Below are 22,904 nucleotides of genomic sequence, written 5' to 3'. Positions count from 1 at the left end.
GGTCACTCCTCACAGGCGGAAAGATGATTGATCTGCGCGGGCAGCGTTTCGGCATACAGACCGGCGCGTTTGACGGCGTTGACGACCGCGCGGGGCGTAATCGTGGCGCCCGTGAACTGGTCAAACTCACCGCCATCTTTTTTCACCGCGAAAGCAGGATCGTCCTCGCCATGAATCATCTTACCGGCAAAGTGTAAAATCCAGTCGCTCAGGCGTGTTTCAATTTTGTCGCCAAGGCCCGGCGTTTCGTGATGTTCCGTCACGCGCGTACCCAGCACGGTGCCGGAAAAATCGCTGCCTACCAGCAGCTGAATTGCGCCAGAGTAACCGTCCGGCGCGGTGGCTTCCATGATGGCACCCACCGGGTTCTCGCCCTTACGGGCAATATAAACGCGGTGTGTTCCTTTACCGAGCTGCGGGGCCTGCACGACAAAGCAGCTTTTTTGCAGGTCATTATCATAGAAGTCTGATGGGATCACCTGATCGAATAACGCCTTTTGCTGCTTCATTGCCTGCTCTTCAATGGTGCTTTTCGTCAGTTCATTTACCAGCGCGGTCAGCCCGGTGAGGGCGGCGGCGAAGATCGCCAGCGTGACGCCGTGTTTTTGCATAGTCTTTAGCATGGCGTAACCCTTAGCGATGACCGTACACGCGTGGACGCGTGTAGTAGTCGATGAGCGGAACGGTGATGTTAGCCAGCAGTACGGCAAATGCCACGCCGTCCGGATAGCCACCAAAGCTGCGAATAAGCCAGACCAGCAAGCCCGCCAGCGCGCCGAAAATCAGACGACCTCGGTTGGTGGTAGAGGCGGTGACCGGATCGGTGAGAATAAAGAATGCCCCGAGCATGGTCGCGCCGGAGAGCAGATGGAGCTGTGGGCTGGCCAGTGACTCAGGTGAGATGACCCAGCCGAGCGTTGAACAGACGGCCAGCGTCACCAGGAAGCTCACCGGAATATGCCAGCGGATCGCTTTTTGTTGCAGCAGGAAGGCACCGCCCAACAGGTAGGCCAGATTGACCCACTGCCAGCCCGCACCCGCCAGTACGCCGCTGTAAATAGACGATTTCATCACCTGCTCGACGCTGTGGCCGGCACGCAGGGAGGTTTTGAAGGTATCGAGCGGGGTGGCCTGGCTGATGCCATCCACGCCCATGCGAAGCGCGTTCATATCCGCGCCCATCGCGGTGTGGCCAGTAAAGATAACGTTCAGGGCATCCATAAAGCCGGGCACCGTGGCGGCGATCTCATGCGGCGGCAGCCAACTGGTCATCTGTACCGGGAAGGAGATCAGTAGCACCACGTAACCAATCATTGCCGGGTTAAACGGGTTATGGCCCAGCCCACCGTACAGCTGCTTGGCGATGATCACCGCAAATATCGTTCCCAATACTACCATCCACCACGGGGCGAACGGGGGAATGCTGATGGCAAGCAACAGGCCGGTCAACAGGGCGGAGTTATCGCTCAGGATGCGAGTCACCTCCATTTTGCGCAGCTTCAGGATCGCTGCTTCCGCTGCGACGGCACTGGCGCAACCCAGAACTAACTGGAAAAGCGTACCCCAGCCGAAAAACCAACACTGTACGGCAATACCTGGCAACGCGGCCAGGCACACCAGCATCATAATACGCGATGTCTGGCGCTGGTTATGGGTATAAGGGGAACTTGCAATTCTGAAAACCATTTAATCCTCGTTAACGGCTTGCTGCGCGGCTTTCTTTGCCTGAACACGCGCAATCGCGGCGGCGACTGCGGCTTTGCGTGGATCGTCGTTGGCGGCCGCAGGCCGTTCGTCCTGCTGTGCCGCTTTTCGTGCTTTGGCACGGGCGATGGCCGCTTCAACGGCGGCTTTACGTGGGTCGACAGGCGCTTCACTCTCTTCGGCAGGCTGAAGCTGTGCCGCTTTACGTGCTTTGGCGCGGGCGATAGCGGCTTCAACGGCCGCCTTGCGCGGATCGGTCGCTTCCTGTTCAACCACCACTGTCTGCTGACCGGCTTTACGGGCTTTTGCCCTGGCGATAGCCGCTTCCACCGCCGCTTTACGCGGGTCTGTGTCGGCTTCCGGTTTGGCGTTTTGCGCCTTCTCCGCCTGACGTGCGCGCGCTTCGGCTTTACGCGCTTCGCGGGCGGCAATCGCTTCGCTATTGTCCGGCTTTTGGCCAGACACGATCGCTACCGGCTGAGCGGCAGTCGCGTTCTTCTCCCGCACACGGGCGAGGGCAGCGTTAATCGCATCCTGATCTTTCGCCGCAGGCTGCACGGCAGCCTGCTTATGGCGTTCCTGACGGGCTTGTTTCTCGCGCTCCAGTCGCGCCTGGCGCGCTTCAAAGCGGGCCTTCGCTTCAGCGGCACGTTTTTCTTCCATGGAGATAGCGTAGATTTCGGCTTTCTCCTGACGGAAGTACTGCACCAGCGGAATATTGCTTGGGCAGACCCAGGCACAGGCACCGCATTCAATACAGTCAGCCAGGTTATGCGCCTGGGCTTTATCGTGCAGCTGGCCTTTGCTGTACCAGTACAACTGCTGCGGAAGCAAGTCTGCAGGACACGCATCCGCGCAGGCGCTACAGCGTATACAACCTTTCTCTTCCTGCGTTTCGCCCATCTCCGTTGGGGAAGGGGCGAGCAGGCAGTTGGTAATCTTCACCACTGGCACATCCAGCCACGGCAGGGTAAAGCCCATCAGCGGGCCGCCCATAATGACCATCTGCTCGCTCCCCGGGCAGAAGCCAGCCTGTTCCAGCAGATGATGCACCGGCGTACCCAGACGCGCCCAGACGTTGCCGGGACGGGAGACGGACTCGCCGGTCAGCGTGACGACGCGTTCGGTCAATGGCTCGCCGTCAATCACCGCACGTTTTACCGCGTAGGCAGTACCCACGTTTTGCATCAGCACGCCGATGTCGGACGAACGGCCCCCGTGGGGGACCTGTTTTCCGGTCAGGATCTGCGTCAGCTGCTTCGCCCCGCCGGACGGGTATTTGGTCGGGATCACGCGCAGGGCGATATCATGGCTGTCCGCTAGTACCGCACGCAGCATCGAAATGGCCTGCGGTTTATTGTCTTCAATACCGATCAGCACTTCGCGGGGTTGCAGGATATGCGCAAGAATGCGAATACCTTCCACCACCTGCGCGGCACAGTCCTGCATCAGACGATCATCGGCGGTGATGTACGGTTCGCACTCGGCGGCGTTAATAATCAGCGTTTCGATTTTATCGCCGCCGCCGTGAAGTTTGGCGCCGGTCGGGAAGCCAGCGCCTCCAAGACCTGCTACGCCAAACTGATGAATGCGTTCAATCAGCGCTTCACGGCTGCGGGAACGGTAGTCGCTCCAGCCGTCACGATCGATCCAGAGATCTTCCCCGTCGGCTTCAATGATGACGCTCAGCTCAGACAACGCCGAGGGATGGGCAACGGTATGGGGGGCAACAGCCACCACCTTGCCCGAAGTCGGGGCATGTATCGGCAACATACGTCCACGACCAAAGGTCAGCGGCTGGCCGCGAAGGACGGTATCGCCTTCTTTCACGCACAGCTCGCCTTCCGCGCCGATGTGCTGTTTCAATGGCATCACGTAGCGGGTCGCCAGCGGAATTTGACGCAGCGGCGTACCGTTTGACTGGGTTTTCATTTCCGGGGGATGGATACCGCCGTCGAAGTCCCAGATCTTCTCTTTTCTGAAAGCAGAAAATAACTTAAGCATGTTGTTCCACAGGAATATTGCGAACCGGAATGGTCTGAAGATCCCATTTCCAGCTTTCGGTCGTCGTTTCAACCGGGCGGAGTTCTATACACTGCGTCGGGCAGGGGGCTACGCAGAGGTTACAGCCGGTGCACAGGTCCGCCACAACGGTGTGCATGGCGCGGGTTGCGCCTACAATGGCGTCGACAGGGCACGCCTGAATACATTTGGTGCAGCCGATGCAGTTGGCTTCGTCGATAACAGCAAGGGCACGAACGGGCTCCTGCGCCTGTTCATCGCCGTCGACAGGCTGCGGATCGACATTCAGCAGGGCAGCTATTTTAAGCATGACCGCTTCGCCACCCGGCGCGCAGCGGTTGATCTTTTCTCCCTGCACGCCCACCGCCTCAGCGTAAGGACGGCAGCCAGGGTAGCCGCACTGCCCACACTGGCTCTGCGGCAAAAGCTCATCAATTTTTTCAACCACCGGATCGTCCTCTACCGCAAACCGGCGGGAGGCATAACCCAGAATGATGCCAAAGACGAGTCCCAGTACGCTGATGGACGCGATGGCAATCCAGATAGCACTCATTACAACTTCACCAGACCACTAAAGCCCATAAAGGCCAGAGACATTAAACCTGCGGTCACCAGAGCGATGGCGTTACCGCGAAACGGCGCGGGAATATCCGCCGCTGCCAGACGCTCGCGAATCGACGCGAACAGGACCATAACAAAAGAGAAACCGACCGCCGCGGAAAAACCGTACAGCGCCGACTGCATGAAATTATGCCCAAGGTTGATGTTGAGCAGCGCCACGCCCAGCACAGCACAGTTGGTGGTGATGAGGGGCAGAAAAATACCCAACAGGCGATACAGGGCAGGGCTGGTTTTACGCACTACCATTTCGGTAAATTGCACCACCACCGCAATGACCAGAATAAAGGACAAGGTGCGCAGGTAGAGCATGTCCAGCGGGATCAGGATCCAGGTATCAATCAGCCATGCGCAAATGGAGGCCATCGTCATCACGAAGGTGGTGGCCAGCCCCATGCCCATTGCCGTCTCCAGCTTTTTGGAGACCCCCATAAACGGGCACAGGCCAAGGAACTTCACCAGTACGAAGTTATTAACCAGCACAGTTCCGACAAAGAGCAGTAAGTAATCGGTCATTATTTAGCCTGAAATAAAAGAGCCGCCTATTATCGGATAAACGACAACAGGCCACAACAGGTTAACTGTAAGGTTATTACGGGTTAACGAAGGTCTTCTTAACGCGCGTCGAACGCTTGAAATAAGGGACCAGAAGTGCCGTCGCCAGTAGCGGAAACAGTAACTGGCGAACCGCCAGCGCATCAGACACAGGCGAAAAAGCGAACGCTTTGACGGCAAGCAGCACGGAGACCAGCAGCCAGATAATGTAATGTTTCGGCACGCTTTTGCGGCGTTTGAAGAAGGCGATGGTCAGCCAAAGCGTGTAGTACCACATCGCGATTGCGAAAACGAACGACACAAACCACGTCGCAATATTGAGCGCGCTCTGAGACATCAGTGTCTGGATAGCATGAGGAGTAACCAGTGCAGTGGTGTAAAGCAACAGCGCCAGCGAAGCGCTTAATAAAGCCACCAGCAGCCATGCCAGCGGGGCGATTAACCAGCCCCCAATTCTCTCTCCAGGCAATGCGGTCATACGCTCTCCCATAGTCTGCGCGAAATGTTATACAGAAATTTGCAGGGCGGAGAGTATATAACATTTCACGCCGAAGGCTACTTTCTTATACAACGTAACGCCAGACAGATTTAGGTACTTCCCCCACGTTGAACAGACGACCGCCAGAGACGAGTTCGGCGCGACGATGGTCAGCCGCGCGGTACATATTGATGATGTCCTGATTATCCGACAGCGTGTAGTTCAGATGGTCAAACAGTTTTTCCAGGCTTTCGAGGGAATTGATCTTGCGAAATTTTAATAAATAGTCCTGAACTGTCATATTAATAAGTTTCCATATAAAAGGGTAATACCCATAAAGGTAATGCGTTCGAATAATAAACGGATTAATAAAGACGTAAACTGTCCACTCGGGTAACGCGACGAAATTAGGAGTTTTCTTTGCGAAGATTCAGGCATCAGCAGATGCCTGGAAGAGAAGGGTAACCCCGTTCATTACGGCTGGCAATACGTTCCATGACGTAATGTGTCACGCTTTATGACGATGCGGCTTACTTTTGTTGAGCAACAGTAACAGGCTCCGGCGGCTGGTAGTTATCGATATGGCTGGCAATGCCGAGCAACACGACTGAAACGCCAAGGACAATCCATCCCGCTAATTCAATGATTCGATTAATTATTGATGACATATTTTGTGTTTGTAATTTATCCATAAATACAGATTGCAAATGTTACAGCGGCCTTTTCGACAGAGCAAGCGCTTTGGGAACGATTCCCGGGCCCCATATACACACTTTAATGCGAGGTAACAAAAAAAGCTGTCGCGAGATGCTATTTTAACTTACAGGGCACGTTATTAATCTGTGCGTTAAGCACAAGGCCAGTGATAAATAAGCGCACAGCGAGGGGGCATACGATGAGTGAAAACATCCGCGTCGGTCTTATTGGCTACGGGTACGCAAGCAAAACCTTTCATGCGCCGCTGGTTGCCGGCACGCCGGGAATGGAACTGGCGGCTATCACAAGCAGCGATGAAACCAAAGTCCATGCCGACTGGCCAGCCGTGCCGGTGGTAACGGAGCCTAAGCATCTGTTTAACGATCCTAATATTGACCTTATTGTCATTCCCACCCCTAACGACACCCATTTCCCCCTGGCGAAAGCGGCGCTGGAGGCTGGCAAACATGTCGTTGTCGATAAGCCTTTTACCGTGACGTTGTCACAGGCGCGCGAGCTGGATGCGCTGGCGCGAAGCCTGGGTCGTTTATTGTCGGTCTTTCACAACCGGCGCTGGGATAGTGATTTCCTGACGATCAAAGCGCTGATAAACGAAGGCACACTCGGCGAAATTGCTTTTTTTGAGTCTCACTTCGATCGTTATCGTCCGCAGGTGCGAGATCGCTGGCGCGAGCAGGCGGGACCGGGCAGCGGCATCTGGTATGACTTAGCGCCGCATCTTCTCGATCAGGCCGTTCATCTGTTTGGTCTGCCCGTAAGCATGACGGTCGATTTAGCGCAGCTCAGGCCGGGGGCGCAGACCACCGACTATTTCCACGCCGTTTTGAGTTATCCGCAGCGGCGCATTGTGCTGCACGGGACAATGCTTGCGGCGGCGGAATCGGCCCGTTATATCCTTCACGGGGCGCGCGGCAGCTATGTGAAGTTCGGCCTGGATCCGCAGGAAGAGCGCCTCAAAAATGGCGAACGCTTACCGCAGGAGGACTGGGGCTACGACATGCGGGACGGGGTGGTGACGCGTGCGGAGGGTGAGGTACTGGTTGAAGAGACGGTGTTGACCCAGCCTGGGAACTATCCGGCGTATTACGCCGCAATTCGTGACGCGCTGAACGGTTCAGGTGAAAATCCGGTTCCGGCGAGCCAGGCAATCCAGATTATGGAGCTCATCGAGCTGGGGATCGAATCCGCCAAACATCGCGCAACGCTCTGTCTGGCATAAGTGCCAAACGCTTTCGTAGGCCGGGTAAGCGCAGCGCCACCCGGCAGTAAAGAGGACTACTGAGCAACTTTATCGCGCAGCGCCTGTTTCTCTTCAGGCGTCAGGAAGGCGATCTCCAGCCCGTTGATTTGCGCCTGACGGATCTGCTCGCGGCTCAGCCCGGCCTGCGGCGCGGCGATGTTGTATTCGTGAATAATATCCACGCCCTGAACCGCCGGATCGTCCGTGTTCAGTGAAGCCAGCACCCCGTGTTCAAGGAAGGTTTTCAGCGGGTGTTGCGCCAGCGACGCCACTGTACTGGTCTGAATATTGGAGGTCAGGCAGGATTCGATTCCAATACGTTGTTCGGCGAGGAAATCCATCAGCGCGCGATCTTCAATGGCTTTCACACCGTGACCAATACGTTCCGCACCCAGTTCACGAATGGCCTGCCAGATGCTTTCCGGCCCCGCGGCTTCGCCAGCATGAACGGTAATATGCCATCCTGCATCACGTGCGCGGTTGAAATGAGACAAGAACAGGCTGCCCGGGAAGCCCAACTCATCACCGGCCAGGTCGATGGCGGTGATCTGGTCGCGATGCGCCAGTAACGCTTCCAGCTCCTGAAGACAGGCCGCTTCACCGAAGGTACGGCTCATAATGCCGATCAAACGCGCCTGAACGTCAAAGGTTTTGCAGCCTTCACGCACGCCTTCAATGACCGCTTCAACCACGCCCGCTACGGGGAGACTGTGGGTCATCGCCATATAGCCCGGAGAGAAACGCAGTTCGACATAGTGCAGGCCGTTGCGAGCGGCATCTTCGATGTTTTCAAAGGCGACACGGCGACAGGCATCGAGCGAGGCCAGCATCTTCACGCCCCAGTCAAGCTTGCTCAGAAAACTTACCAGATCCGGCTCGTTCGACGTCACCTGGACATGGGGGATCAGGGTTTCAAGCGTTTCGGCAGGAAGCGTTAAATTGAACTGGCGACCAAGATCGAGAATAGTTTGGGCACGAATGTTCCCGTCGAGGTGGCGGTGAATATCAGTTAAAGGCAGGCGTGTATCAATCATGGTCGCACTCTTTGCTGGTTAAAGTGCGCCATATTATAAAAACAAAACGGGGGAAAAAGCTATTTGCGCAAGGGAATATTCCGTTGCGCAAATTATTTACAGCAGAGTGTTGATACCCGCAATAAGGCGCTTAACGCCCTGTTCAAGCTTACTACGCGGACAGCCAGCGTTCAGTCGCACATAGCCTTTTCCTTCATCCCCATAAGTATATCCCGGCATGATGGCCACTTTTTGTTGTTCAATCAGCACGTTTTGCAGCGTTTTGTCATCAATACCGAGTGGGCTGAGATCAATCCAGGCCAGATAGGTGGCCTCTGGCGGTTGCCAGTTGAGTGTCGGAAACGCAGCATTCAGTTCGTCAGCAATGTAGCGCAGGTTTTCTTCGAGATAGGTCCGCAGCGCGTCCAGCCAGGGTTCGCCCTGCCGGTAAGCAGCAATGTGCGCGGTCAGCGCCAGCACGGAAGGGGAAGAGAGTCCGTCCCGCCCTTTTAATGCATTCAGATAGGCGTTACGGCTGTCGTCATCGGCGATAAGCCCCCAGGCGCCCGTCAGTGCCGGAATATTGAAGCTTTTGGAACCGGAGGTCAGCAGCGCCCATTTACCGCGTGCAACCTCATTCCACGGGGTATGGCGATGCGTGCCCCATACCATGTCCATATGAATTTCGTCGCTGATTACCGCCACATCATGACGGCTGCAAAGCGTTGCAATAGTGGCCAGCTCTTCCCGGGTCCAGACTTTGCCGGTCGGATTTTGCGGGCTACACAGCAGCAGAACCGTGTTTTCCGGTTTTGCCAGCGCCGCTTCCAGCGCGGCCATATTGCCGTCCCAGCCACGCGCCGTTTTCTGCATCGGCACGGAAACAACGGTACGCTGGTTGCCTTCAATGGCTTTATAAAAGGCATCGTAAGCCGGGGTATGAACCACCACACCGTCGCCAGGCGCGGACCATATGCGGATCAGCTCCGAGACCATATAAATGACCGACGGCCCATACACTACGGTTTCGGTATCAATCTGACTGTTAAAGCGTTGCCGGAACCAGTGCGCCACGGCAGCCAGAAATTCGTCATTTTTCCAGCGGCTGTAGCCAAACACGCCGTGGTTGATGCGCTGGTGCAGCGCATCGGTAATACAGGGAGCGGTAGCGAAATCCATATCAGAGATGGTGAAGGGCAGCAGGTCGGCAGCCCCAAAACGGTCAGCGACATAATCCCACTGGGTACACCAGGTGCCGTGTCGATCCACGACGGTAGAAAAATCAAACATGACGGTGCTCCGTAAAGTAAAACCCCCTCATGACGAGGGGGGCGAGGCATCAGGCTTCGACGGTTCGCATCAGGGTTGCCAGCTCATCCTTCACTGACTGTACCTGCGGGCCAATGACGACCTGCAAATTGTGTTGATTTAACTGTACCACGCCGATAGCCCGGTTAGCTTTAAGTGCGTTGGTATCCACTTTGGACATGTCCGCCACCGACAAACGCAGGCGGGTGATGCAGTTATCCAGAGAGGTAATGTTATCCGCACCGCCCAGCGCCGCCAGAATAGCCGGCGTGTTATATCCGGATTTCCCAACGGTACCGGCCACTGCCTGTTCAACGCTGGTGGCCGTATCGGTATCGCGGCCAGGCGTTTTCAGGTTAAAGCGGGTGATGGCGAAGCGGAAGATCCCGTAGTAAACCGCGAACCAGATGGCGGCCACAACCGGCACCAGATACCACTTGGTGGACAGGCCGTGCAGGATACCGAATACCACGAAGTCAATCACGTTACCGTCAGTGTTACCGATGGTCACACCGAGCACAGCCATCACGGTGAAGCCCAGGCCTGTCAGTACGGCGTGGATGAGGTATAACACCGGTGCCACGAACAGGAACAGGAACTCGATAGGTTCTGTCGTACCGCCCACCACGCAGGCAATAACGCCGGAGATCAGAAGGCCTTTAATTTTATGACGATTTTCCGGGCGGGCGCAGTGGTACATCGCCAGCGCAGCGCCCGGCAGGCCGCCGAGGAAGGCAGGCATTTTCCCCTGAGAGAGGAAACGCGTCGCACTTTCAGAGAAGCCGTGCGTGGTCGGGCAGCTCAGCTGGGCCTGGAAGATGGTCAGCGCGCCGCTAACGGAATGACCGCAAACGTCCATAGTGCCGCCTGCTTCAGTAAAGCGGATCAGGGCAACCAGGATATGCTGTAAACCAAATGGCAGCAGCAGACGTTCACCCGTACCGAAAATCATCGGGCCGAAATCACCCGCGCCGTTGATAATGCGGCCAATACCGGTGATCCCCATGGCAAAAACCGGCCAAATCAGAGGGATGATCAGACCAAACAGACCCATCACAACCAGCGTAATGATTGGCACAAAGCGGGTGCCGCCGAAGAAGGCCAGCGCATCGGGCAGGCGGATGTTATGAAAGCGCTCGTGCAGCATCCAGATGATCACTCCCGCGATCACGGCTCCAAGGATCCCGGTATCGATGGACTGAATTCCAATCACGCTCTGAATGTTATTGGCTTTCAGTACCGCCGCGTCGGTCGTGGGCAGGATCCCTTTGGCGGTCAGCCAGAAGTTAACCGCAAGGTTCATGACCGCATAGCCAACGAAGCCCGCAAACGCCGCCACGCCTTTGTTTTCGCGCGCCAGACCCAGAGGAATGGCGATACAGAACATTACCGGCAGGAAGCTAAAGGCAAAAGAGCCGACCTTGCTCATCCAGATGAATCATGATTGAAGTGATATTAATATGTTAAATCAGATAGTTAAGGTTATGCGGTTTTTCTATGGGGCATCAGTGGGGCATTTTGAGTAAATGATGCGTTCAAAATGCCCACCTGGTCATGGTTATTCTCGGTCATCCATTTACCGTAAACCGTGAATAGCATTTGCGCTGACGAATGGCCCATCTGGTGCGCAACGAAATTTGGGTTCGCTCCGGCGACCAGTGCCCAGCACGCATATGTGTTCCTGGTTTCATAAGACCGTCTTTGTCGGACGCCTGCACGACGCAGGGCAGTGCGCCAGGCTGAATTAATGGATCCGGGGACGTAGCACATCGTCTTCTTACCGTTCATTGAAGTAATGGACGGCGAGAATACAAAGGTGCATTCATCGGTTCTCTTTTTTTTGTATTCCCGTAGGCTGACGCTTACCTTGTGGGATGCCATCATTCTGGTCAGTGGCATTTGTGCCTTGAGTGCATCAATTGCTGGCTGGGTCAGCTGTATTGTTCGAATCCCGGCGTTGGTTTTTGGCAGGGTGAAGTTTCCCTTCAGGGAATAGTTCCGTGACACTGTAACAGTCCAGTTGACAGTATCCACATCCTCCCAGGATAACGCGCTTAGTTCGCCATGCCTGACGCCTGTATTTACCGCAAAGATAACCATATTCTGAAACTGTAGTGTTGGGCAGGCCGCAACCACTCTCTGATACTCATCAGAAGTAAGAGGATCTGGAATGGGTCTTTCTTTTGCGAGAGGGGTAATACCTGCCATCAGATCGGTTTTCAGGTAGCCACTTTTGAAAGCAAAGCTCAGCATCCCGCCAAGGCATGCCATATAGCTATTGACTGTAGGAACGCTTCTTCCCTTTTTGGGTGGATGATTTAGGCCATGTCTGGTCTTCTGCCAGCCGTTCAGTAGCTCCTTCCTGGCGCTAAGGATATCTTCAGTGTTCAGGCTGCCGATATACCTGTGCTCACCAATTGTTTCGATAGTGGTTGTGAGGTGGCAATCGTAACGCCTCAACGTCCCGAGGCTAAGCTCCATCTCTTTAAGCCCAAGCCATTTCGATTTCAGTTCAAGTAGTGAGATTTGCTTTCTGACAGTGCTGAATTTCTCTGCGTTCGATGAATCAGGGAATTGCGAGGCATAATTGAATGTGCCTGTCTTTATCGCAAAGCAGACTGAAGCCCGAAGTTCGCCTGCCATTTTCCTGTTTTTTGGCGTGTCAGGAACGCCGAGATTTTCCCTGACACGCTTCCCCTGATATATGAACCATATGCGTAACGATTCGCCATGAACCTCTACGCCTGTTGGGTATGCTGCCATAATCATTCCTCGTTTGATGTGCCAAAGGACATTTAAGCAGATATTCTCCGGCGTTTCGCTGGGCTTTGGTGCTCGATCCAGTGGTTTATCTCATCGCGGTTATACATGATTGGGCTGTTTTGCTTAGGTGCCATATCAGGGGCAACATGGCGATAATGCTTTCCCTCCATCCAGGTAGACCGGCGAGCATGCTGAATCATGTGCTTTGACATGCCGGTTGTCGCAGTTAAAAGTTCCTCTGTGACCCATTTATTCGGTACCAACTGAATAATGTCGCTCATGGTTTCCTCCAGGCAAAAAAGAAGCCGCCCGTAGGCGGCAATAACATCAAGGTATTTACGAGGTGGGCTTTCGCACCCAATAGCCAGCTCATAACTGGCTATCAGTTGCTTCATTGGTGGGTTTAGCCAATGGTTTTGATATTCATATTGCCGGTCAAGGCTCTGCTTATCGGACCAGACTCGTTGAGGTCAGAAATAATTTGTTCAACTGTTAAATTACCCCGTGAGCATTCATGAAAATCCTCTTCGAGGCACTCAAGAGCGTCACGAAAAGCAGCCGCTACAATCTTCCCACCCATAAACGACATGCCAGCGCTAACCGGCGGCTCTTTACCGTCCTCATACTCAAATACGAACGTCATCTTTCCCATATTTTCTCCTCATGCAGCACGCTGGGCGCGCAGCTTCTTCAGGTGTTCTGCTGTTTCGATTTCTTCTGCGATCCGCTCGGCCTGTGCTTTGGTCAGCGGTTCGAATTCGTGCTGAAAGCGGCCCATGCTGGCAATGCAGGTGCGGCCGTTGCGGATGTAGTGGACTACTTCGTGGGTAGCGCGGAGGATTTTGCAGGGTTCACCAAACATGTCGGCGTACCAAGTATTAGGCTGGATTATCCTGAACATTGGGCACCACCTTAAATTCGATAACCCAGACCCATGGGTTGGCCTTCCAACTCTCCTCGCCGTAGATTGATTCCCACAGGTACTTAAATGCGCCTGTTGCCGTTGGTCTTCCGGTCATATTGTGGTCTGCAATGCAGTCGTAACAGTCCTGTGAGTCAGCAAGTGCATCCATGTCGATGCCTTCCGCTTCTGCATCCGTTTCACTGATGCCATTCAAGCGCTCAATCCGTACACCGGTAATCTCCAGCAGAATGCGACAGGCTGCGCGAGGCATGTGGATAGATGGTTTCCAGCACGAACGGCCATCTTCATAGCCATCGTCATCACCCCAGGTAAAATCCCCGTCTGCTGCGTAGATAGCGTGACCAGAGTAGAAACCATTACCAAACGGCATTTCGTTAATGGCTGTGGCAGGACGATCAGGACTCCATGGCTGAATGCGACCGTCTTCATCCAGTTCATGACTCACTACGCCCCACGTTTCCCGTACCCAGATGCGATCGCCAACCAAGCCGAATGGACAATTATTGGCAAGACTGTGTCCTGGAATTGCAGGAACAGATTTCATGCTCCTGACCCATCCAGCACCGTATACCTCATAAAAACTACCATTGAGGACAGGCTGTACCTTCATGATCCTGCGTGTCTGTGTCTTCCGGCCTTCGAGGATGGCGCGCACCATCTCGCCGTTGAAAATCATTCCGCGCTCTTTCACTGGATCCCCCTTTGCTTATTCCTCAATTCGATAACACCCTGGCACTCCGCGCACGTCTTGCAACCGGGTACGGCAGCGCGCCGCGGCTCGGGAATTGGTTCGTCGCATTCTTCACAACGCTCAGCTGATACGGCGTTGCGGTCGATGCGGTGAGCGGAAAGGGCAGCGTTACGCTGAAGCTCTTCAATCTCTGCTGCGGTATCGATGATGTCAGCCATGATCAGTCCTCCCGGAACTGTCGGTTAATTCTGTTGAAGGCGAACGCCAGCAATAAAAAAGGCCGACTTAGCGACCTGGTGATTTGTGCTTTCATGTTGCACCGCCTTCATTCTTCTCGGCTTCGACTGCCATCCGCTCAAGCCGTAGCGATAGCTCGGCGGCCAGCGTCTGGAATTCTTCGTCGGTCGCCACCGGGATCGGCACAAAGCGAATCCCGATGTGCGCGAGGTTGTTGGCAATTTCGAGGCTTTTCCTCAAATCAACTGGTGAGGCTCTGTTCATGTCGCACCGCCAACTTTGCGCAGCCAGATGCAGACCGCGCCATCTTCCGTATCGTGAATTGATCCAACAAACCAACCATCACCGGCGGGTGTTTCTGGCTGCCACGCTGAAATGTCATAGCCGTCCAAGTCGGGATCAGCCTCATCTTCATCGCGGTAAATCACTTTCCACTCAAGGCCGTTCTTATCCAGCCAAGCGTTAAATTCAGCTGGCGAGATAGATTCACGACCATCGCAAAATTCATCATAAAGCGGGTGAGTCCAGTAGCCGTATTGGTCACGTTCGACGGGTAGGGCTTTAATTTCTGTTGTCATGATGATCTCCATGGTTAGCAAATTCGCCGTGGTATTGCTGTCTATAAACTCTGAGACTTTCTGCGGCTTCTTCTATTGAGTCGAACCACCCAATGTTTATCCTTTCACCATTGGCTTGGCATCTTGCTCGCCAGCTTTGCATTTTTTTGTCCCAGCTAACTCCTTTAACCCCTGAAATGCTGCCCTTTCTGGCTGGTTGATTCATCATGTTTTGAGAGCGTGTGGCCAGTCTTAAATTAACAATTCTGTTATCCGATCTGACATTGTTAATGTGGTCGATCTGCTCAATTGGTGAGTGTCCATAGACGTAAATCCATGCGAGGCGATGTGCTGAATATTTGACCTTGTCTACTTTTATGTAGGCATAGCCTGTGTAATCTACAAACCCAGCGACATCACCTGGATGCATGCAGTAAGCAGTAGGGTTTAGCCAATAAAAAACCCCTGTTGAGGGGTCATAACTAAGCACTTCTTTTAACCTGTTTTGCGTAAGGGTCATTGTTCAGCTCCAAACCTTTTATTCAGGCGCCCTGTGTATACGACGAACTCCAGGAGGCTAACTCCCAGAGCTTCAATTTTCTTGTGATGCTTGTTGATGATGGGAGGCACCGTTTCGTTCCAGTTTGGCTTTGGTTTCTTGCGCATGGCCTGCTGGATTTCCTCGGTGCAGCGGCGGCAGGCGGCGCGGATGGCGTTGTCTGTTTCTGGCGTCATGCGGCCTCCCGGCGGGCGAGAAGTTTCGCCCCGAAAGTCATCAGCTCGTCCCGGTCCACAGTTGCGAAGTGGCAGTGTGTACGCGGATACGATCGCCAGATGATAAGCATCGACCCTTTGTTATTTCCCGATACTGGCTTACCGGTGACCGGGTTGATAAAAGCCAGTCGCCCGGCGGTGATAAAGCGAACCTCACTGGCGGTTTGAATAGCCTCCTTAAACCAGCCAACCGAAGTGTCTGCCGGTACCAGCATGACCGTGCCGATCTGATTGGCGCTCTCGGTGGCGGCCTTTTTCACGAACGGAGTGATGTCGCTGTATGGAGGGTTCAGCCAGACGTAGCCGGGAACATTCAGGTAATCAGCCCAGGGCGTTTCCAGTGTGTTCTGCTCGGCGGTGATGAACTTCCGGCACAGCGCGTTATGCGACGCTGCGGCGGCATCCAACTGGAAGCAGAACTCAGCATCAAGGGAGGCGAAGATGGCTGGTGGAGTGCGCCAGAGGTCGCGCTGATCCGCTGGGGTATTACTTCCGGTGTAATCGGTCATGATTCCTCCCGCTCCGGATCGTTAACATCCCAGCCATTACGTTCAATATTGGTTTGCAGCCGCTTATCTCCGACCTCTTCAATGCAGCGGCCGGTAATCTCTGCGACTTCAGCGTTTGAGTGCCGCCACAGTAGCGCCAGCTCTTCAAGGGACCATGCTTTCATAGCACTGACTCCATTTCGTCGATGTAGAGGCCTTGGGCAATGAGGCGGCGACGGCGGGCGGCACGCGCTATGCACTCCTGCCGTCTACCTTCCTGAGATTGCTCAATGGCGCGCCGGGTGAACAGGCGCGATTTACCTTGCGGAGTTACGACCTTCGGCTTCGTTACGAGGTCGAAAGTGCGGTCACAGATGCCGTCTTCGTTCAGCCATTTTTTCGACTCAACAAGCTGCGCTATCTGTCCGGAGCCGCGGGTAATGCCGTTGGCGACCCGGTTAAATTCGATGAGCGTTACGCCAAACTTCTCTGCGATTTCGCTGCCTGTTACCGGGCGCCCGCGTGTCTGAATCATCCAGATAACGCGCTCACGGAGGCCGGAGAATTGCCCGGTTCGCCCGGGCCTGCGGTAGAAGGGTGTGCGTTTCATGCTGCACGCTCTGTGATTTTCTGAATTTCAGATTCCAGATCTGCAATGAAGCTCTTAACATCAGACTCGATTTCGCGCGCCAGCTCTTCATCGAAATGAATGCGCTTCTTGAAATAGGCGAGGTCAGGCGGCAGGCGATCATCGAAACTAACGAAATCACACCATTTCCGCCCGGTGCACATCATCTGCGCATGCATTTGCAGCATGTACTGGCGCTTTGGCTCGCCAGTTTTCAGCGTTTCAAGATGGGTCCAGGTGTTGGGGCATTTGATTTCGATAAGCCCGTCGTCGTTAACAAGTCCGTCCGGGCTGGCTGCGAATCCGGGTATGGTTGGGTGATCGATGAGTCCAACTTCAGTGATTTCCGCATCGAACTCATTCAGCGCGTACATTTCGCGCGCCACTGGTTCAAGTTCAGTGCCGCGCATCATCGCGGCATTCGAAAACCCTTCCTCCAGCTTCCCGGTCAGCCGTTGGCAAATCAGCTCGGCCATGTAGTTCTGGCGGCTGGTAGAGTAGCCCGACTTAGTCCGGGCCATGACATCAGCCAGGCGACTCGCTGTGACCTTGCCGCAGCGCGCAGCAAACCATTCAGGGGTGCGTTGCTCCATCATTCAGCCTCCGTCTCTGCGACATTGACAGGTTCGGCGTTGTCGACAGCAAGACTCAAGTCATACATGCGTCGCTTCTCAACTGCGCCGATCACCTGTTTCTCTTCAGCGCTCAGCGCCACCCAGAATTCCTGGTACTTAACGGTTCCAAGGCGCGCGGCGGACTCACCTTTTGCGATCAGTTCCGGGCGGCGGCTATCTGATTCATGGCCCGCATGAACCTCTGCCGTTGTTCCTTCAATCACTCGCTCGGCCTCGTCCTGGTCGAAGATGCCAGCGAAACCAAAGGCCAGACGCGCGCACTGGATTAGCGTCTTGTGGCGAAGCATGCGGGTAGGGTGGGACTGCCATGGCTGAGTGTTGCGTTTGCACTCGCCCATGTACTCTGTGACGATTGTCGGGTGCTTGCGGTCTTTGCGGTAAATCTTGCAGGTGCACGCACCTTCCTCTTTGTCGTAAGAGAACTCCATGCCGTCAAACTGAGGATGTTCGTTGATAATGCGAGCCCATCCATCAACGCCGACGACCGGGACAATCCCGCCTTTATCTGGGAATGCGTAAATCTCTTTGGTCCATGGGTTCAGGCCGTACTGGTTGGCGACGATCAGCAGGGCAGTAAACTGCTCGTCGGTGACGTTACCGCCTTTGAACGCTGTGTTCTTCAGCGTATTCATCAGGTCCGTACCGGCATCCATGCCGAGGCGTGCGGCCAGTTTCCCGGCCATGGTGGAAAGTGCAGTACTCATTGTTAATCCCCTCAAAAATTAAAACGGACAGCCGGTGCGGTGTTCCCAGTCGTATTCCGCCTGGGCGTAAGCAACTGCCGAAATGAAATCGTTGTAGGCCTCACCAGCTTTATCGCTGCGAAGTCCTTCGTATGGGCTGGAGTCAATCGGGATCGTGAAGTGGAAGAGGCCGGACGGTTCTTTTGGCATCATGTCGATGATTTCCCGTGCACGGTCGCCGATCCACTTTTCTTTCTCGTCGGTGAGCTGCTGATCAACCCAGCGCCGGTCTTCGATACGGTCATAAGTGAGGTATGCGTTCATGGCTGAACTCCTGAAATTTGGATGTGCAGATCCCGCCCGCAGAAAGCCAGGCCGATCGGTTGAATAGGATGGTTAGCGGTTTAGCCAGTCGTTACAGTGATGCATTGCAGTCTGGCACTGCTCTACGGTGAACCATCCGAAGTGGCATTCATGAACAGGTATACCCATCTTGCCAGCCAGCCATTGGTAAGCTTCAGTGCGAGTCATGGCGCCCGACTTCCAGATACGTTCAAATGGCGACTTGCAGTTCTTCCTGGCATCACGGGTTGGCTTGTCTGCCAGAGTCCCAAGCGGGATCGCAGTGAAAGGATGAAGTCCGACGTATGCTCCGCAGCATTCGCAAAGATATACATACGGCCAGTCACTGAAGTCGCGCCCATAGACTTCTCCATGAGTGCCGATCCGCACTGAACCAGAGCACAGGTGGCAACTGGTTGGCGCGGGAAGAGGATTCTTTACCCTGGCCGTCGCCTTTTTGCTTGGGTTGGCTGGCGTTTTGATTTCCATATCAGCGTCCTCAGTGAACGATTGGGTTGCCGTGACCGTCCAGAAGGACGTCAATCACGCAGTCATTGAGGCGGATGATTTCTGCATCGGTGTGCAGGTATACCCATTTTCGCTCCTGAATGACTGCTGAGACGCGATAAGTGCGGCCTTCATGCATTGCCATCATGCCGGGCGTGACGCACTGGCGAATGAGCGGGGTGGTGCCGTAGTGCATTCCAATCATGCCTTCACCTCAACCTGTTTCAGGAGGCCAGCGATATTCATCTGTTGGCGGTTAAGCGTCAGTTTGTCGCGCGGTGCCGATACCGACGTCAACTGCCACTCGTTATCGTTGAGCTTTTTGACGGTGTAATGCTTGCCGTTGTGGGTGACTGTCATGATGTCTCCCGGCTATTTGATTCGGAGTCCTGACGGAATGCTTCACGTAAGAACTCTTTACTAAATTCCATCTCCGGAGCCTGAACGAACGCGATATACGCTTCTTCCTGGCAGTTTGTGCAATATCCGGATCGGATTGCGCATCCGCAATTTTCACAGTGTTTGGACATAATCATCTCCGCGCTTAAGGCCGCGCCGCCGAACGTTAAACAAGACTTCTGCGCTAATGGGCGGTGGATGGCCGCCGGTTGTCATAACTAAGCCGCCTCGGTGAAGCGACTGAGTTATGAAAAAAGCCGCACTAGGCGGCTTGTTCTGCTTTCTTCTTCTCTTCGTGCTCACAGCATCTCTTGTGAGCCTCCTCGCATCGCTTCAGGCAAGCCTCACGCTTATCCTTCGGCAGCGCGAAGAAAAGCATTTCGATACACCCTACGATCCCACCACTGCACTCACCTGTAACGCCATCTGCCCAATACTTAACCTTTGCCGAGTGATTCGGCTTTTTGTTACTCGCCATTCTCTTACCCTCTGTCGTTACCCGCTGATGCGGGAGAAATGCTAAAGATGCCCAAACTCTTTCATGAGCATCTCTTCGTTGTGCTGTATTTTTCTTACTGCGTAGTCACCATGATGAAGGGATGCGCCAGCATTAAAGGCCCTTACCGCCTCAATTTTTGAATGGAAGTAACCAAGAACGATTTGCTTTCTGCTAACTGTTATCTGGGCTCTCCATGTACCGTTCCGCTTGTCGAGGAAAATCCCAACGTAACCACTGGTGTTTGTTGATTTAAGAGAAACATTCCGGCAGTTTTCTTCACGTTTAGCCTCTCTTAGGTTAATGAGGCGGTTGTCAGCTTTATCGCCGTTGATGTGGTCAATAAAACCTTCAGGCCAGTGCCCATGCACATAAAGCCATGCGAGCCTGTGAGCAAAGTATTGCTTTTGGTCGATCAGGATCTTGATGTACCCGTAACTGGTTAGCGTCCCCGCATAAGGAGATTTATTGCGAGCGCCTTTGTTAAAGTTCCATTTGAAATGACCACTTTCAGGATCGTAAGTTAGGATTGTGCGGAGATACTCTTGGTTTAACTCAGGCCGCATAATTACCTCTCTGTTTGTTTACCGTCAGCCCCTCGTAAAGAGATGCTGGTAAATCGTTTAGCCATAATTGCCGCTCTCCCTGAGCCCGCCTATGGTCCGACGCATGGTTTACTGTCGCGCCGTTCGACTGACCGAATCTCCACTTCGCCGCTGGCTAACTTCGCTCAGCTGTCGATGTTTCGTTTCGATGGGTTAACAATACTAGCGGTATTAATATATAGCAATACCGCCAGTATTAATAAGTCTTTGATTAATACTAAGAGTATGAATTTGATGTGATTTTATTTTTGTAAATACCAGTGCTACGCTTAAAAAAACAGCAGGAGGGATGTGCATGGTTCTGGATGAAGAGCGTATAAGCATGAAAATTCAGGCGATGGGGCGGGCGGTCATGGAGTTGTCACTGGCAGATTTACCTATGACCCAGCAAAACATCATCGACAAGCTGGAGCAGTACCGGAAGGAAACAGGAAACGTGACAGGGAAGGAGGTGAACAGGGATGCTGCGGAGATAGTGAGGAAAGGGCAATAAAAACCCGGTGCTGTGGCCGGGTCAAGTGTGGTGATATTTTCAATGCCTATTGGGTAGTGCTGGTTTTTTTATAGACTCCAATAGCTCTGAAGCATTATTAAGCTTCTTATTACCAAGATAGTTAGGCAATTTTTCCATTGCATAATTATCGTGGAGCCATTTTCTAAATATACCTAACGCCTCGATAGGGTATATCCAGGCGGTTATATACTTATTAGCGGCTGATTGCCTGTAGTTATCAGGGTACAAGTGTGGATGTTGCACTCTTTCCCCAAATTGCTCAGAGAGTCGATTGGCTGACCAATACTTACCCCAGTGGCTTCCAACGCTTCCATCCAAGGAAGTCGTATCATCCATAGGGAATCCCCCACCAATCAAATTCATTGCGATATCAGCTATTTCTCTGAAAACAGCAAAGTGAGTTGTAGGTATCTGATCATTCAATTTAATTCTTGCCCGATAGTTTTCGAACGAGACATCGATAGAGGCGTTTGGATTATAGTTTGATTTCTCATAGATCATCCGCTTAAGCGTGTATTCAGCTAGGCGAACAAAGTTACCTATTGCTACCGATCTGTCGAAGTTTGTCGCATCGAGGGCATAGTAGCGAAGAACAGCCATGCAGACATAATCCGGGTAGGCATGAGTCTCCACGTTTGAACTGTTCATCACCCTTGTATATAGGCGGTCTAAATTATGGAATCCCTTCTCAGCCAAGTATGATGCTACTTTCTGTCCTCTGGGTTTATTTTTTTCTGTTTCCCAGTTGGATGTGAAAACCCTCAATGGCGTGTCATCAATGCCACAAAGCTTAGCTAGGCCGTAAAGGGTTAAGTATGGCGTTCCATCATTAAGAACCCCCATGGGTATATCATCAGATACAACCTCGACTACAGGGAATAACTGCATTTGGTGTAGGGATCCGCTACCATCAAAATTCGCCATATCTTATTGATTTCCTTTGATTTTTATTAGGAATCGGCCGATAAAGAAAACTACGATCTAACCATTCAGACCAGCCGCATCTTCGTCTCTACAGCAACACCGATAATTCGACAGTTACCATTCACCGCTACCAATGGCCACTGTGGATTTAAACCCTTCAGGTACTTCTGCGCACCGTCGATCACTAACTTCTTAAATGTTGCCTCGTTCGAATCGGATAGCTTTGCTATTACCAGACTGCCGTTGATTGCCTCGCGCCCAGTATCGAAGAGGACAAAGGTTCCTTCTGGGATGCTAAGACCCGCCGGTGCTGTCATTGAGTCACCATCTACCTGTAGCCAGAATGCCTCACCTTGAATGTGAGCATCTGATTCAAGCCAAAGGTCTATATCCTTTAGGGTGTACGGCTCAACCGCTTCACACCAGGCGCCCGCCTGAACTTTGCTAATCACCGGATATTTTGAGCCAGGTGAATAATGCCCTGCGAAAGAAGTATTTTCCGACGCCACCGAGCTCATATCAGAGATATCCTTCGCAAGTGACGGGCTGAAATCAGAGACACTAATCCCAAGAAGCCTCGCAAAGACCGATGCTACCGCTGTATTTAAAGCGTTCCTTCCATTGAGATAATGGCCAACGGCACCCTGGGATATGTCCAGCGCGTCCGCAATGGATTGCTGAGTAATACCCAGTTCTTTTTTCTTCGCTTCGTAAAGGGCTTTTAAACGCTTTGAATCAGCCACTTGAGCGGGGGTGAGGATCTTTTTCTTTTCCATTTTCAGATATTAATACCAAAACTCATATTTTAAAAATACCGCTGGTATTGCTTTATGTAATACTTCTGGTATTGTTTGTTTATGCACTCAAAGGAGCAACCATATGAAGATTTCTTTAGCTGAATTTGTTGGCGAAGTCGGGCAAGCCAAAGCAGCTGACGCTATCGGTGTACACCAGACGGCAATCAGCAAGGCAATTAGGGTTGGGCGTCAGATTTTTATCAACAGACTGCCAGACGGGAAAATTAAGGCTGAAGAGATTAAGCCTTTCCCGCACAGCAAAGCCCCGTAAGCACCGCGCTCTT

At 53.3% G+C, this 22,904-nt stretch carries 35 protein-coding genes and 1 pseudogene; 3 read left to right on the top strand and 33 right to left on the bottom strand.

All coding sequences use genetic code 11. The features are described from left to right. Positions 1–2 precede the first annotated feature (2 nt). The 8 genes from rsxG to blr all read right to left on the bottom strand — a co-directional run bounded on the left by rsxG (position 3) and on the right by blr (position 6,033). The gene (gene rsxG, locus ACOTX2_RS04080; RefSeq protein WP_063148153.1) at positions 3–623 is read right to left on the bottom strand and encodes an electron transport complex subunit RsxG; all 621 of its coding nucleotides are present in this window, start codon (positions 621–623) and stop codon (positions 3–5) included. Between the two features lie 10 nt (positions 624–633). Next, a complete protein-coding gene (gene rsxD, locus ACOTX2_RS04075; RefSeq protein ID WP_063148152.1) occupies positions 634–1,686 on the bottom strand; it encodes an electron transport complex subunit RsxD in 1,053 nt (350 codons plus the stop codon). Continuing rightward, entirely contained in the window at positions 1,687–3,708 is a 2,022-nt protein-coding gene (gene rsxC, locus ACOTX2_RS04070) for an electron transport complex subunit RsxC (protein WP_023306013.1), read from the bottom strand. After that, on the bottom strand, positions 3,701–4,279 hold the full coding sequence (rsxB, locus tag ACOTX2_RS04065; RefSeq protein ID WP_015570664.1) for an electron transport complex subunit RsxB: 579 nt from the start codon (positions 4,277–4,279) through the stop codon (positions 3,701–3,703). Before rsxB ends, rsxC begins: the two co-directional genes overlap by 8 nt. Then, positions 4,279–4,860, bottom strand: a complete 582-nt coding sequence (gene rsxA / locus ACOTX2_RS04060) for an electron transport complex subunit RsxA (protein ID WP_022647920.1) — start codon at positions 4,858–4,860, stop codon at positions 4,279–4,281. Before rsxA ends, rsxB begins: the two co-directional genes overlap by 1 nt. Before the next feature lie 76 nt (positions 4,861–4,936). Continuing rightward, the gene (locus ACOTX2_RS04055; protein WP_015570663.1) at positions 4,937–5,377 is read right to left on the bottom strand and encodes a DUF2569 domain-containing protein; all 441 of its coding nucleotides are present in this window, start codon (positions 5,375–5,377) and stop codon (positions 4,937–4,939) included. Between the two features lie 85 nt (positions 5,378–5,462). Next, positions 5,463–5,678: a transcription modulator YdgT gene (ydgT, locus tag ACOTX2_RS04050; protein ID WP_000217941.1), complete on the bottom strand. Its 216-nt coding sequence runs from the start codon at positions 5,676–5,678 to the stop codon at positions 5,463–5,465. Positions 5,679–5,907: 229 nt separating this feature from the next. Then, the gene (gene blr / locus ACOTX2_RS04045; RefSeq protein WP_151884424.1) at positions 5,908–6,033 is read right to left on the bottom strand and encodes a division septum protein Blr; all 126 of its coding nucleotides are present in this window, start codon (positions 6,031–6,033) and stop codon (positions 5,908–5,910) included. A gap of 239 nt (positions 6,034–6,272) precedes the next feature. Here blr and ACOTX2_RS04040 point away from each other — a divergent pair, with 239 nt between their 5' ends. Then, positions 6,273–7,313 carry an oxidoreductase gene (locus tag ACOTX2_RS04040; protein ID WP_023306015.1) on the top strand — a complete coding sequence of 347 codons (1,041 nt, stop codon included), beginning with the start codon at positions 6,273–6,275 and terminating at the stop codon, positions 7,311–7,313. Positions 7,314–7,369: 56 nt separating this feature from the next. On the opposite strand, the gene add is transcribed toward ACOTX2_RS04040, so the two are convergent. The 23 genes and pseudogenes from add to ACOTX2_RS03925 all read right to left on the bottom strand — a co-directional run bounded on the left by add (position 7,370) and on the right by ACOTX2_RS03925 (position 20,346). Continuing rightward, entirely contained in the window at positions 7,370–8,368 is a 999-nt protein-coding gene (gene add / locus ACOTX2_RS04035) for an adenosine deaminase (RefSeq protein WP_022647922.1), read from the bottom strand. A gap of 96 nt (positions 8,369–8,464) precedes the next feature. Next, positions 8,465–9,637: a MalY/PatB family protein gene (locus tag ACOTX2_RS04030; protein WP_063148151.1), complete on the bottom strand. Its 1,173-nt coding sequence runs from the start codon at positions 9,635–9,637 to the stop codon at positions 8,465–8,467. A 49-nt stretch (positions 9,638–9,686) separates the two neighbouring features. Beyond that, a pseudogene (malX, locus tag ACOTX2_RS04025) lies at positions 9,687–11,093 on the bottom strand (maltose/glucose-specific PTS transporter subunit IIBC); the annotation flags it as partial. A gap of 44 nt (positions 11,094–11,137) precedes the next feature. Continuing rightward, positions 11,138–12,418 (bottom strand): site-specific integrase, encoded by a 1,281-nt coding sequence (locus tag ACOTX2_RS04020; RefSeq protein WP_100148679.1) that lies wholly within the window; start codon positions 12,416–12,418, stop codon positions 11,138–11,140. Between the two features lie 32 nt (positions 12,419–12,450). After that, positions 12,451–12,699, bottom strand: coding sequence for an excisionase family protein (locus tag ACOTX2_RS04015; RefSeq protein ID WP_022650951.1), 249 nt, complete (start codon positions 12,697–12,699; stop codon positions 12,451–12,453). Positions 12,700–12,821: 122 nt separating this feature from the next. Continuing rightward, the gene (locus tag ACOTX2_RS04010; RefSeq protein ID WP_154060394.1) at positions 12,822–13,070 is read right to left on the bottom strand and encodes a hypothetical protein; all 249 of its coding nucleotides are present in this window, start codon (positions 13,068–13,070) and stop codon (positions 12,822–12,824) included. Positions 13,071–13,079: 9 nt separating this feature from the next. Further along, on the bottom strand, positions 13,080–13,319 hold the full coding sequence (locus ACOTX2_RS04005) for a DUF4222 domain-containing protein (RefSeq protein WP_421625883.1): 240 nt from the start codon (positions 13,317–13,319) through the stop codon (positions 13,080–13,082). Continuing rightward, complete coding sequence (locus ACOTX2_RS04000) at positions 13,297–14,034, bottom strand: hypothetical protein (protein WP_421625882.1); 738 nt, start codon at positions 14,032–14,034, stop codon at positions 13,297–13,299. Before ACOTX2_RS04000 ends, ACOTX2_RS04005 begins: the two co-directional genes overlap by 23 nt. After that, complete coding sequence (locus tag ACOTX2_RS03995; protein WP_063843718.1) at positions 14,031–14,252, bottom strand: TraR/DksA family transcriptional regulator; 222 nt, start codon at positions 14,250–14,252, stop codon at positions 14,031–14,033. The genes ACOTX2_RS04000 and ACOTX2_RS03995 overlap by 4 nt, the downstream gene beginning before the upstream one ends. A 91-nt stretch (positions 14,253–14,343) precedes the next feature. Further along, entirely contained in the window at positions 14,344–14,535 is a 192-nt protein-coding gene (locus tag ACOTX2_RS03990) for a DUF1382 family protein (protein ID WP_058660838.1), read from the bottom strand. Next, the gene (locus ACOTX2_RS03985; protein WP_421625881.1) at positions 14,532–14,849 is read right to left on the bottom strand and encodes a hypothetical protein; all 318 of its coding nucleotides are present in this window, start codon (positions 14,847–14,849) and stop codon (positions 14,532–14,534) included. Before ACOTX2_RS03985 ends, ACOTX2_RS03990 begins: the two co-directional genes overlap by 4 nt. Beyond that, the gene (locus ACOTX2_RS03980) at positions 14,833–15,348 is read right to left on the bottom strand and encodes an HNH endonuclease (protein ID WP_063860683.1); all 516 of its coding nucleotides are present in this window, start codon (positions 15,346–15,348) and stop codon (positions 14,833–14,835) included. Before ACOTX2_RS03980 ends, ACOTX2_RS03985 begins: the two co-directional genes overlap by 17 nt. Further along, a complete protein-coding gene (locus ACOTX2_RS03975) occupies positions 15,345–15,563 on the bottom strand; it encodes a hypothetical protein (protein ID WP_063151917.1) in 219 nt (72 codons plus the stop codon). The genes ACOTX2_RS03980 and ACOTX2_RS03975 overlap by 4 nt, the downstream gene beginning before the upstream one ends. After that, positions 15,560–16,111 carry a phage N-6-adenine-methyltransferase gene (locus tag ACOTX2_RS03970; protein WP_048248676.1) on the bottom strand — a complete coding sequence of 184 codons (552 nt, stop codon included), beginning with the start codon at positions 16,109–16,111 and terminating at the stop codon, positions 15,560–15,562. Before ACOTX2_RS03970 ends, ACOTX2_RS03975 begins: the two co-directional genes overlap by 4 nt. Beyond that, complete coding sequence (locus tag ACOTX2_RS03965) at positions 16,108–16,275, bottom strand: hypothetical protein (RefSeq protein ID WP_164972929.1); 168 nt, start codon at positions 16,273–16,275, stop codon at positions 16,108–16,110. The genes ACOTX2_RS03970 and ACOTX2_RS03965 overlap by 4 nt, the downstream gene beginning before the upstream one ends. After that, positions 16,272–16,700 carry a regulator gene (locus ACOTX2_RS03960; RefSeq protein WP_421625880.1) on the bottom strand — a complete coding sequence of 143 codons (429 nt, stop codon included), beginning with the start codon at positions 16,698–16,700 and terminating at the stop codon, positions 16,272–16,274. The genes ACOTX2_RS03965 and ACOTX2_RS03960 overlap by 4 nt, the downstream gene beginning before the upstream one ends. Further along, positions 16,697–17,314 carry a lambda exonuclease family protein gene (locus tag ACOTX2_RS03955; RefSeq protein ID WP_063843725.1) on the bottom strand — a complete coding sequence of 206 codons (618 nt, stop codon included), beginning with the start codon at positions 17,312–17,314 and terminating at the stop codon, positions 16,697–16,699. The genes ACOTX2_RS03960 and ACOTX2_RS03955 overlap by 4 nt, the downstream gene beginning before the upstream one ends. Continuing rightward, on the bottom strand, positions 17,311–18,057 hold the full coding sequence (gene bet, locus ACOTX2_RS03950) for a phage recombination protein Bet (RefSeq protein ID WP_063843726.1): 747 nt from the start codon (positions 18,055–18,057) through the stop codon (positions 17,311–17,313). The genes ACOTX2_RS03955 and bet overlap by 4 nt, the downstream gene beginning before the upstream one ends. 18 nt (positions 18,058–18,075) lie before the next feature. Continuing rightward, a complete protein-coding gene (gene gamL / locus ACOTX2_RS03945; RefSeq protein WP_063843727.1) occupies positions 18,076–18,360 on the bottom strand; it encodes a host nuclease inhibitor GamL in 285 nt (94 codons plus the stop codon). A 72-nt stretch (positions 18,361–18,432) separates the two neighbouring features. Next, positions 18,433–18,867: a zinc-finger-containing protein gene (locus ACOTX2_RS03940; RefSeq protein WP_074174033.1), complete on the bottom strand. Its 435-nt coding sequence runs from the start codon at positions 18,865–18,867 to the stop codon at positions 18,433–18,435. A 10-nt stretch (positions 18,868–18,877) separates the two neighbouring features. Continuing rightward, complete coding sequence (locus tag ACOTX2_RS03935) at positions 18,878–19,090, bottom strand: cell division protein FtsZ (protein WP_063843728.1); 213 nt, start codon at positions 19,088–19,090, stop codon at positions 18,878–18,880. Then, positions 19,087–19,245, bottom strand: coding sequence for a hypothetical protein (locus tag ACOTX2_RS03930; protein ID WP_063843729.1), 159 nt, complete (start codon positions 19,243–19,245; stop codon positions 19,087–19,089). Before ACOTX2_RS03930 ends, ACOTX2_RS03935 begins: the two co-directional genes overlap by 4 nt. A gap of 558 nt (positions 19,246–19,803) precedes the next feature. After that, entirely contained in the window at positions 19,804–20,346 is a 543-nt protein-coding gene (locus tag ACOTX2_RS03925; RefSeq protein WP_058687947.1) for an HNH endonuclease, read from the bottom strand. A gap of 334 nt (positions 20,347–20,680) precedes the next feature. On the opposite strand from ACOTX2_RS03925, the gene ACOTX2_RS03920 reads away from it, so the two are divergent. After that, the gene (locus ACOTX2_RS03920) at positions 20,681–20,878 is read left to right on the top strand and encodes a hypothetical protein (RefSeq protein WP_063843731.1); all 198 of its coding nucleotides are present in this window, start codon (positions 20,681–20,683) and stop codon (positions 20,876–20,878) included. A gap of 39 nt (positions 20,879–20,917) precedes the next feature. On the opposite strand, the gene ACOTX2_RS03915 is transcribed toward ACOTX2_RS03920, so the two are convergent. Both ACOTX2_RS03915 and ACOTX2_RS03910 read right to left on the bottom strand, forming a co-directional pair. Further along, positions 20,918–21,823, bottom strand: coding sequence for a hypothetical protein (locus tag ACOTX2_RS03915; protein WP_032619410.1), 906 nt, complete (start codon positions 21,821–21,823; stop codon positions 20,918–20,920). 65 nt (positions 21,824–21,888) lie between these two features. Then, entirely contained in the window at positions 21,889–22,599 is a 711-nt protein-coding gene (locus ACOTX2_RS03910; protein ID WP_023303585.1) for a LexA family protein, read from the bottom strand. Positions 22,600–22,702: 103 nt separating this feature from the next. On the opposite strand from ACOTX2_RS03910, the gene ACOTX2_RS03905 reads away from it, so the two are divergent. Next, positions 22,703–22,891 (top strand): Cro/CI family transcriptional regulator, encoded by a 189-nt coding sequence (locus ACOTX2_RS03905; protein WP_032619413.1) that lies wholly within the window; start codon positions 22,703–22,705, stop codon positions 22,889–22,891. Positions 22,892–22,904 lie beyond the last annotated feature (13 nt).

This window comes from Enterobacter cloacae complex sp. IR5412, from assembly GCF_049237385.1.
Taxonomy (GTDB): domain Bacteria; phylum Pseudomonadota; class Gammaproteobacteria; order Enterobacterales; family Enterobacteriaceae; genus Enterobacter; species Enterobacter intestinihominis.
This window is presented reverse-complemented; position numbering and strand designations above follow the sequence as displayed.

Bases quoted from the DNA above. Each gene is read 5' to 3' on its own strand.
- ACOTX2_RS03920 (WP_063843731.1), top strand. From the start codon at position 20,681: ATGGTTCTGGATGAAGAGCGTATAAGCATGAAAATTCAGGCGATGGGG.
- ACOTX2_RS04055 (WP_015570663.1), bottom strand. From the start codon at position 5,377: ATGACCGCATTGCCTGGAGAGAGAATTGGGGGCTGGTTAATCGCCCCG.
- ACOTX2_RS03965 (WP_164972929.1), bottom strand. From the start codon at position 16,275: ATGAAAGCATGGTCCCTTGAAGAGCTGGCGCTACTGTGGCGGCACTCA.
- rsxG (WP_063148153.1), bottom strand. From the start codon at position 623: ATGCTAAAGACTATGCAAAAACACGGCGTCACGCTGGCGATCTTCGCC.
- rsxD (WP_063148152.1), bottom strand. From the start codon at position 1,686: ATGGTTTTCAGAATTGCAAGTTCCCCTTATACCCATAACCAGCGCCAG.
- ACOTX2_RS03955 (WP_063843725.1), bottom strand. From the start codon at position 17,314: ATGATGGAGCAACGCACCCCTGAATGGTTTGCTGCGCGCTGCGGCAAG.
- ACOTX2_RS03985 (WP_421625881.1), bottom strand. From the start codon at position 14,849: ATGACAACAGAAATTAAAGCCCTACCCGTCGAACGTGACCAATACGGC.
- ACOTX2_RS04040 (WP_023306015.1), top strand. From the start codon at position 6,273: ATGAGTGAAAACATCCGCGTCGGTCTTATTGGCTACGGGTACGCAAGC.
- ACOTX2_RS03925 (WP_058687947.1), bottom strand. From the start codon at position 20,346: ATGCGGCCTGAGTTAAACCAAGAGTATCTCCGCACAATCCTAACTTAC.
- rsxB (WP_015570664.1), bottom strand. From the start codon at position 4,279: ATGAGTGCTATCTGGATTGCCATCGCGTCCATCAGCGTACTGGGACTC.
- ACOTX2_RS03980 (WP_063860683.1), bottom strand. From the start codon at position 15,348: ATGACCCTTACGCAAAACAGGTTAAAAGAAGTGCTTAGTTATGACCCC.
- rsxA (WP_022647920.1), bottom strand. From the start codon at position 4,860: ATGACCGATTACTTACTGCTCTTTGTCGGAACTGTGCTGGTTAATAAC.
- bet (WP_063843726.1), bottom strand. From the start codon at position 18,057: ATGAGTACTGCACTTTCCACCATGGCCGGGAAACTGGCCGCACGCCTC.
- ACOTX2_RS03910 (WP_023303585.1), bottom strand. From the start codon at position 22,599: ATGGAAAAGAAAAAGATCCTCACCCCCGCTCAAGTGGCTGATTCAAAG.
- ACOTX2_RS03935 (WP_063843728.1), bottom strand. From the start codon at position 19,090: ATGATTGGAATGCACTACGGCACCACCCCGCTCATTCGCCAGTGCGTC.
- ACOTX2_RS03970 (WP_048248676.1), bottom strand. From the start codon at position 16,111: ATGACCGATTACACCGGAAGTAATACCCCAGCGGATCAGCGCGACCTC.
- ACOTX2_RS03915 (WP_032619410.1), bottom strand. From the start codon at position 21,823: ATGGCGAATTTTGATGGTAGCGGATCCCTACACCAAATGCAGTTATTC.
- ACOTX2_RS03930 (WP_063843729.1), bottom strand. From the start codon at position 19,245: ATGACAGTCACCCACAACGGCAAGCATTACACCGTCAAAAAGCTCAAC.
- ACOTX2_RS04005 (WP_421625883.1), bottom strand. From the start codon at position 13,319: ATGTTCAGGATAATCCAGCCTAATACTTGGTACGCCGACATGTTTGGT.
- ACOTX2_RS04030 (WP_063148151.1), bottom strand. From the start codon at position 9,637: ATGTTTGATTTTTCTACCGTCGTGGATCGACACGGCACCTGGTGTACC.
- gamL (WP_063843727.1), bottom strand. From the start codon at position 18,360: ATGAACGCATACCTCACTTATGACCGTATCGAAGACCGGCGCTGGGTT.
- ydgT (WP_000217941.1), bottom strand. From the start codon at position 5,678: ATGACAGTTCAGGACTATTTATTAAAATTTCGCAAGATCAATTCCCTC.
- add (WP_022647922.1), bottom strand. From the start codon at position 8,368: ATGATTGATACACGCCTGCCTTTAACTGATATTCACCGCCACCTCGAC.
- ACOTX2_RS04010 (WP_154060394.1), bottom strand. From the start codon at position 13,070: ATGGGAAAGATGACGTTCGTATTTGAGTATGAGGACGGTAAAGAGCCG.
- rsxC (WP_023306013.1), bottom strand. From the start codon at position 3,708: ATGCTTAAGTTATTTTCTGCTTTCAGAAAAGAGAAGATCTGGGACTTC.
- ACOTX2_RS03990 (WP_058660838.1), bottom strand. From the start codon at position 14,535: ATGAACAGAGCCTCACCAGTTGATTTGAGGAAAAGCCTCGAAATTGCC.
- ACOTX2_RS03995 (WP_063843718.1), bottom strand. From the start codon at position 14,252: ATGGCTGACATCATCGATACCGCAGCAGAGATTGAAGAGCTTCAGCGT.
- ACOTX2_RS04015 (WP_022650951.1), bottom strand. From the start codon at position 12,699: ATGAGCGACATTATTCAGTTGGTACCGAATAAATGGGTCACAGAGGAA.
- ACOTX2_RS03905 (WP_032619413.1), top strand. From the start codon at position 22,703: ATGAAGATTTCTTTAGCTGAATTTGTTGGCGAAGTCGGGCAAGCCAAA.
- ACOTX2_RS03975 (WP_063151917.1), bottom strand. From the start codon at position 15,563: ATGACGCCAGAAACAGACAACGCCATCCGCGCCGCCTGCCGCCGCTGC.
- ACOTX2_RS03960 (WP_421625880.1), bottom strand. From the start codon at position 16,700: ATGAAACGCACACCCTTCTACCGCAGGCCCGGGCGAACCGGGCAATTC.
- ACOTX2_RS03940 (WP_074174033.1), bottom strand. From the start codon at position 18,867: ATGGAAATCAAAACGCCAGCCAACCCAAGCAAAAAGGCGACGGCCAGG.
- ACOTX2_RS04020 (WP_100148679.1), bottom strand. From the start codon at position 12,418: ATGGCAGCATACCCAACAGGCGTAGAGGTTCATGGCGAATCGTTACGC.